Raw genomic sequence first — 7,397 nt, 5'->3', positions numbered from 1 at the left:
ATACCACGTTTCCGAGCATTGTTCTGGTTCGCGAGAAACAGATTGGCATCACACAGAGGACACGGAGGACACGGAGAGAACTTCAATCTCTTCCGCTGTTCCTCTGTGTTCTCTGTGCCCTCTGTGTGAGACCTTTTCAGGGTTGATACCCGAACGATTTCCTGCGAAATGGTATAAGCCGCCGCCGGTCGAGGCATGCCTCGACCCTACCGAGGCGCGGTGCCGGAGGAGAAAATCTCGTCCCGATGAACCGAAGCCTCGCGCGGTTTGCGAGGCTTCCTGCCGTTGTTGCCGCGGCTTCAGCCGCCCCTGCAACCCCCGAACGAGACGCCCCTCACCGCGTCTTGGTGTCCGACCGCCGCTCCACGGGGGCGCCCTCGGGCCAGAGGCGGTGGCGGCCCTTGAGCATGGGAGCCAGGGCGGCCAGCATCCCCGAGACGGTCTGGAAGCGCTCGCCGGGAGCGGGCTCCAGGGCGCGCAGCACCAGCCCCTCCAGCTCGGTGGGGACCTGCGGGTTGTGCTGGCGGGGGGGCACCGGGGGGTGGCGCAGCTGCGGGTAGCGCGAGTGCAGCTCGGCGGTGGTGAGCGCGCGGGGGGTGCCGTCGGAGTTCCGGGGCTGCACGGCCGTGGCCACCCGCTCGAAATCGTCGTCCTCGTCGTCGTACCAGAACTCGTCCTCGTCCTCCTCCGGCTCGTCGGTGGGCCACTTCCCCGTGAGCAACTCGTACAGGAGCGCGCCCAGGCCGTACACGTCCGAGGCGGGGGTGAGCGGCTCGCGCAGCACCTGCTCGGGGGCCATGTACGGCGCCGTCCCCAGCCGGTCGCCCGGGCGGCGCCGGGTCTTCCCCAGCGGCCACACCACGTCGAAGTCCAGCAGCACGGGGACGCCCTCGCGCAGGTGGATGTTGGCGGGCTTGAGGTCGCGGTACAGCCAGCCGCAGCGGTGCAGGTAGTGGATGGCCGCCCCCACGTGCATCACCGCGCGGATGGCGTCGGGAACGTGCAGCCGCCGCTTCGGCAGCGACTCCAGCACGTCGAAGAGCGAGGGGCCGGCCAGGTACTCCATCAGCAGGTAGTGGCGCCCGTCGGCCTCGCCGCTGCCGAACACCTGCACGATGTTGGGGTGGCGCACCCGCGAAAGCACCCGCTCTTCCTTGCGCAGCGAGGGCGGCACCCCCTTCTCGGTCCACTGCGGGCCCACCACCTTGGCCGTGAGCGCGCACCAGTGGCGGTTGCTCCACACCTGGTACAGCTCGGTGACCCGCCCGCACGCCAGGTGTCCTATCACGGTGAGCTCGCCCACGCGGTCGCCCACGGCCAGCGAGAACTCCGCCCGCGGCTTCTCCGGCTCGTGCTCCCACCGCCGCGCGGCCACCAGTCCCTGGTAGCGCGGCTTCGCGACTGCCGCCATGCGAAAGCCCCGTATCGAGTTGCGCGCTCCGCCCCCGGAAGCGCGGAAAATTTGTGAAAACGGCGAAACCGTGCATACGCAACCGCCGTACCCCGCACGGAACCCTGGCGCCACAGCCGGGTAGTCGGTTATGCTGTTCCCATCCCCTGCGGAGGTGACCCATGCGACGCAACCTTCTCGTCGCCGGCGCCGCGGCAGCACTGCTCGTAGTGCTCGCCGCGCGCCCCGCCAGGGCCCAGGACTGGGCTCCCCCTTCGAAACAGATGCCCGACATGCCCGCCCTGGCCGACCTGGACGGCGGGTGGCAGGGCTCGCTCGGCGTGTGGCTCGCCGGCAGCGGCTCGGCGGTCGACCAGCTCCGCGCCGTGGGCGAGGGCTCGGGCCCGCGCGCCCGCCTGGTGCGCTTCCTGGCCGGCGTGCGCCCGGCCGCCGTGTGGACCGACCGCAACGGCGACGGCAAGGCCGACATGATCGAGCTGTTCCGCGGCGGCGCCCGCGCCTACCAGCTCATCGACGCCGACTACGACGGCTCGGCCAACGTGCTGCGCGTCTACGACGCGTCCGGCGGCCTGGCCCGCGAAGTCGCGCTGTAGCCCCGAACCCGGGGGACGCACCCGTCCGGCCCCGCGCGTCCCCCGTCTCCCGAAACATCCGAGCTTCCCCGAGGCGCGTATCTCCATTGCGCGCCTCGCCGGACGCTTGTCGCCGTCTCCGGAAACAGATCAACTCTCACAGAGGACACGGAGAACACAGAGGAACAGCGGTTGAAGTCCTCCGTGTCCTCTGTGCCCTCTGTGAGAGATTCCTCGACGGCCGGGATGAAGGGCAGGGGCGGCGCGGCGGACGGCGGTCGGTGCGGATTGATTTCGGATGTTTGTTGCCGCGGATCGGTCCGTGCGCCATCTTCCCGGCCCACCCTCCCGACAATCCGATCCCGACGCGAACGGCCGCGATGCTGGTCAAGAACCGCATGACCCCCGACCCCGTCGCGGTGCGCCCCGGCGACACCCTGGCCGACGCGCTGCGCCTCACCCGCGAGCACCGCGTCCGCCACCTCCCGGTGGTGGAGGACGGGGCGCTGGTGGGGATCGTCTCCGACCGCGACATCCGCCTGGCCAGCCCATCGCCGCTGGCGGTGCCCGACCCCGAGCGCGCCGAGTTCCTGGAGCGCACCCCGATCGGCCAGGTGATGACGCGCGAGGTGATCACCGCCGGGCCGCTCGACACGGTGGAGGACGCCGCCGGACAGCTCTGCCGCCACCGCATCGGGGCGCTTCCCGTGGTCGACGCCTACGGGAAGCTGCTGGGGATGGTCACCGAGACCGACATCCTCACCGCCTTCGCCGAGGTGCTCTCCGCGGGCGGCCCCTCGTCGCGGCTGGAGGTGTCGCTCCCCGACCGGCCGGGCGAGCTGGCGCGCACCCTCCACGTGCTGGGCGAGGAGCTCAGGCTCAACGTCACCAGCCTGATGGTGCTCCCCCGGGGCGAGGAGGGGCGCAAGACGGCGATCGTGCACGTGGCCACCATCGACCCGCGCGAGGCGATCCACGCGCTGGAGGCGGCGGGGGCGCGGGTGGGGTGGCCGTCGCTGGAGCACGACCTGCGCAAGGAGGGGGTGTGAGCGCGCCCCGGACGGCGTTCGTCTGGGACCCCGGCGTCACCGCGTACCGCTTCCGCCCCGACCACCCCTTCAACCCGAAGCGGCTGGAGCTCACCGTCTCGCTGATCGAGGCGCTGGGGCTGGTGGGCGGCGAGCGGACCCCCGTCGTCGCCCCCCGCCCGGCCACCGACGAGGAGCTCCTGCGCGTGCACTCGCGCGCCTACGTCGACGCCGTCAAGCGCCTGAGCGAGCCCGGCGCCGACGAGAGCGAGGCGTGGCGCTGGGGGCTGGGAACCGACGACACCCCCGTCTTCCCCGGGATGCACGAGGTGACCGCGCTGGTCACCGGGGCCACCATCCGCGCGGCCGAGCTGGTGATGTCGGGCGAGTTCACCCGCGCCTTCAACATCGCGGGCGGGCTGCACCACGCCCACGAGAGCCGCGGCTCGGGGTTCTGCGTCTACAGCGACCTGGCGGCGGCGATCGCCTGGATCCGCGAGGCGCACGGCGCGCGGGTGATGTACATCGACTACGACGCCCACCACGGCGACGGGGTGCAGGGGATCTTCTACCGCGACCCCGAGGTACTCACGCTCTCGGTCCACGAGTCGGGCCGGTACCTGTTCCCGGGGACCGGGTTCGTGGACGAGCTGGGCGAGGGGGAGGGCTACGGCTACTCGCTCAACCTCCCGCTGGAGCCCTTCACCGAGGACGGCTCGTGGACCTGGCTCCACGGGAAGCTCCTCGCCGAGGCGGCCGAGGCGTTCCGCCCCGACGTGATCGTGCTGCAGAACGGCTGCGACGGCCACGTCCTGGACCCGCTGACCCACCTGCGCGCCACCACCCGCCTGTACGAAGAGACCGTCCGCCTGGTCTGCGAGATCGCCGACCGGGTGTGCGGCGGCCGCGTGGTGGCCACGGGGGGCGGGGGCTACGCGATCTGGCGGGTGGTGCCCCGCGCCTGGACGCTGGTGTGGGGCGCCCTCTCGGGGCAGGAGGTCCCCAACCAGGTCCCCCGGGCCTGGACCCAGCGCTGGCAGGGCGAGAGCCCCGAGCTCCTCCCCGAGCAGATGCGCGACGGGGAGGGCGAGTACCCCCCGGTGCCGCGCCGGGCCGAGGTGGAGGCCACCAACCGCCGCACGCTGGAGTCGCTGCGCCGGCAGGCGCTGCCGCTGCTGCGCGGGTGGGGGATGGCCTTCTGAGCGCGGCCGAAGCGCCCGCCGCCCCGGCCCCGATGGACCGCCCGCTTCTTCCCGCCACCTTCACCGACAAGGGAGGACACGTGTTCTCCGTGCGTGAGCTGCGCCCCGACGACCGGGCGGCGCTCGAGGCGTTCTACGCCGACTTCGACCCCAAGCGCGCCGCCCAGGGCCTCCCCCCCGAGGGGCCGGCCCGCGTGGCGCGCTGGCTGGACGGCATCCTCCCCTCCGGCCGCCACCTGGTGGTGGAGCGCGAGGGCCGCATGGTCGGCCACGCCATGCTGATGCCCACCGGGCGCGAGGGGGTGCGCGAGTACGCCATCTTCCTGGCCAGGGACGTGCGCGGGCAGGGGGTGGGCACGCAGGTTAACCGCCTGTCGGTGGAGCTGGCGAAGGCGATGGACGTCAGGCGCCTGTGGCTCTCGGTGGAGCCCACCAACCGCCCGGCGCTGCGCAGCTACGAGAAGGCCGGCTTCCGCTTCCGCCCCGGCACCATCTACTCCCCCGAGGTGGAGATGGAGCTGGACCTGCGCTGAAGCGGATCGATCGAAACGACACGATCGGAGGCGCCCCCACGGATGCTCGTGGGGGCGCCTCCGTCGCATGCCTCGCCCGGTTGCGAGTGCCTGAAGACACTCGCTGGAACTACGGAAAGCCTCGCAAACCCGCGAGGCTTCAACCGCGGAACCCCGCTCGCCGGAACCGTGGTTTCGTCGCGCGCAGCGCCGAGGGGTTCCCCTCTACCGCGCAGCGGGGGAGGGGAGCGCGCCCTCTGGCTGCGAGGAACGAGCAGCCGGGGGCCGCGCGGGGGAGGGGGCCACTCCGGCGGACGCATCCGCCGAACGCCCACCCGCAGGGAGTGACAGCGGTTGACGGGGAGGCGATGGGGGGCGTATGCTGGCCCGCGTTTTGATTCGCGCCCGGTGCGCGTTCTTCCGCAGCCGGCACTCACAACGCGGAGACCACCTTGAAGTACCTCGCCCACACCACGGCGGCGCTGGCCGCCGTACTCGTCTGGGGCTGCGCGCCCGTCGCGGAGCCGATCGTGGCGCCGGTGCCGCAGGGCGCCGCGGGCGACAGCGCGCCGCGCCCGCTGGTGCTGCCCGTGACGCCGCCGCTCGAGTTCCAGCAGGCCGTGCAGCGCGGCACCCGCACCGCCACCGGGCAGCCGGGCCCGCGCTACTGGCAGCAGCGGGTGCGCTACTCGATCGAGGCCGAGCTGGACCCCGCGTCGGAGCGGCTCACCGGGCGCGAGCGCCTGGTCTACCACAACCGCTCGCCCGACACGCTGCCGTACGTGGTGTTCAACCTCTACCAGAACCTCTTCCGCGGCGGGCAGTTCAACACCGGGGGGCTCACCCTCACGCGGCTGGCGGCGCAGGGGCAGAACCTGCGGCAGTTCAGCCAGGCCGAGACCGACGTGATCCGCGGCGGCGGGCAGGCCTCGCCCGGCTACTTCGTGATCGGCACGCTCGGGCGCGTGTACCTGCCGCGCGCCCTGGCCCCGGGCGACAGCGCGGTGTTCGAGATCGAGTGGAACTTCCGGGTGCCTCAGACGGGCGCCCCGCGCACCGCGTACGAGGACGTGCTGGGCGGGCGGGTGTTCCAGGTGGCGCAGTGGTACCCGCAGATCGCCGTCTACGACGACGTGGTGGGCTACGACGTGACGCCCTACACCGGGCAGGGCGAGTTCTACCTGGACTACGGCGACTTCGACTTCGCGGTCACGGTGCCCGCCGGGTGGCTGGTGGCGGGGACGGGGACGCTCACCAACGCCGACCAGGTGCTGGCCCCCGCGGTGCGGCAGCGGCTGGAGCGGGCGCTGCAGAGCGACGAGATCGTGCGCGTGGTGACACAGGCGGAGCTGGGGGAGGCGACCCAGGCGGGGCAGAACGGGAAGGTGACCTGGCGCTTCCAGGCGCGCGACGTGCGCGACGTGGCCTTCGCCACCTCCAACCGCTACCTGTGGGACGCCACCCGCGGCACCATCCCCGCGCCCGGCGGCGGCACGCGCACCGTGGGCGTGCACGCCTTCTACCGCCCGGGCGCGCCGCACTGGGAGAACGCGGCCCGCTACGCCGACCACTCCATCGAGTTCCTGAGCCGCACCATCGTCCCCTACATCTACCCCCACATCACCACCACCGAGGGGCCGGTGTACGGGATGGAGTACCCGATGCTGATCTTCGTCGGCCGCCCCGACGCGGAGGAGGAGCTGTACGAGGTGACGGCGCACGAGGTGGGGCACGAGTGGTTCCCGATGATGGTGGGGCAGGACGAGGCGCTGGCGGCGTGGATGGACGAAGGCGTCAACACCTACTTCGAGCGCTTGGCCGTGGCCGACTTCATCCGCCCGCCCGACGCCTTCCTGCAGCCGCGCTCCACCTACCTGATGGTGGCCGGGCGCAAGGGGACCGAGGCGCCGCTCATGCGCTCGGCCGACACCTACACCGACCTGCAGCTGGGGGTGGCCGGGTACTACAAGCCGGGGATCCTGATGCGCGGCCTGCGCGCGGTGGTGGGCGACTCGGTGTTCGTGCGCGCCATCCGCACCTACTCGAACGAGTGGCAGCTGAAGCACCCGTACCCCTACGACTTCTTCGACACGGTGGAGCGGGTGGCGGGGCGCGACCTGGACTGGTTCTGGTACCCGTGGTTCTTCACCACCGCCACGCACGACCTGTCCATCGCCTCGGTGACGCCGGGGAGCGGGAGCGTGACGGTGACGGTGCGCGACATCGGGCAGGTGCCGGGGCCGGCGTTCCTGGCCGTCACCACCTCGGAAGGGCGCACGGTGCGCGAGACGGTGCCGATCGAGCGCTTCCTGGGCCCGCCGGGCACCCGCGCGATGACGGTGACGATCCCCGTGAGCGGCACGGTCACGCGCGTGGTGATCGACCCCGAGCAGTTCCTCCCCGACATCAACCCGCGCAACAACGTCTGGACGCCGCGGTAGGGGGTCATCGGGAGGATGGAGATAAGGGCGGCCTCCGCTGCGCGGGGGCCGCCCTTCCGTTCGTGCGCCGGCGGGGATCAAACCATATAGCTCATACCATTTCGCAGGGAATCGTTCGGGTATCAGCCCTGAAAAGGTCTCACACAGAGGGCACAGAGAACACAGAGGAACAGCGGAGAGATTGAAGTTCTCTCCGTGTCCTCCGTGTCCTCTGTGTGATGCCAATCTGTT

Annotated in this window: 6 protein-coding genes; 5 read left to right on the top strand and 1 reads right to left on the bottom strand. The window is 71.7% G+C overall.

Features of this window, described 5'->3' with window-relative positions; translation table 11 throughout:
* Nucleotides 1–334: 334 nt before the first annotated feature.
* Entirely contained in the window at nt 335–1,411 is a 1,077-nt protein-coding gene (locus VF746_22975) for a serine/threonine-protein kinase (protein HEX8695293.1), read from the bottom strand.
* A 263-nt stretch (nt 1,412–1,674) separates the two neighbouring features.
* Between VF746_22975 and VF746_22970 the strand changes: the two genes are divergently transcribed.
* The 5 genes from VF746_22970 to VF746_22950 all read left to right on the top strand — a co-directional run bounded on the left by VF746_22970 (nt 1,675) and on the right by VF746_22950 (nt 7,166).
* On the top strand, nt 1,675–2,004 hold the full coding sequence (locus tag VF746_22970) for a hypothetical protein (protein ID HEX8695292.1): 330 nt from the start codon (nt 1,675–1,677) through the stop codon (nt 2,002–2,004).
* A 359-nt stretch (nt 2,005–2,363) separates the two neighbouring features.
* Complete coding sequence (locus VF746_22965; GenBank protein ID HEX8695291.1) at nt 2,364–3,032, top strand: CBS and ACT domain-containing protein; 669 nt, start codon at nt 2,364–2,366, stop codon at nt 3,030–3,032.
* Complete coding sequence (locus VF746_22960) at nt 3,029–4,213, top strand: acetoin utilization protein AcuC (GenBank protein ID HEX8695290.1); 1,185 nt, start codon at nt 3,029–3,031, stop codon at nt 4,211–4,213. The genes VF746_22965 and VF746_22960 overlap by 4 nt, the downstream gene beginning before the upstream one ends.
* Nucleotides 4,214–4,245: 32 nt before the next feature.
* The gene (locus VF746_22955; protein ID HEX8695289.1) at nt 4,246–4,746 is read left to right on the top strand and encodes a GNAT family N-acetyltransferase; all 501 of its coding nucleotides are present in this window, start codon (nt 4,246–4,248) and stop codon (nt 4,744–4,746) included.
* A gap of 431 nt (nt 4,747–5,177) precedes the next feature.
* A complete protein-coding gene (locus VF746_22950) occupies nt 5,178–7,166 on the top strand; it encodes a M1 family aminopeptidase (GenBank protein ID HEX8695288.1) in 1,989 nt (662 codons plus the stop codon).
* Nucleotides 7,167–7,397: the final 231 nt, after the last annotated feature.

It is taken from the genome of Longimicrobium sp. (genome assembly GCA_036389795.1).
In the GTDB taxonomy this organism is placed as follows: domain Bacteria; phylum Gemmatimonadota; class Gemmatimonadetes; order Longimicrobiales; family Longimicrobiaceae; genus Longimicrobium.
Note: the sequence above shows the minus strand (reverse complement) of the source record. Positions and strands in the feature narration are given on the sequence as shown.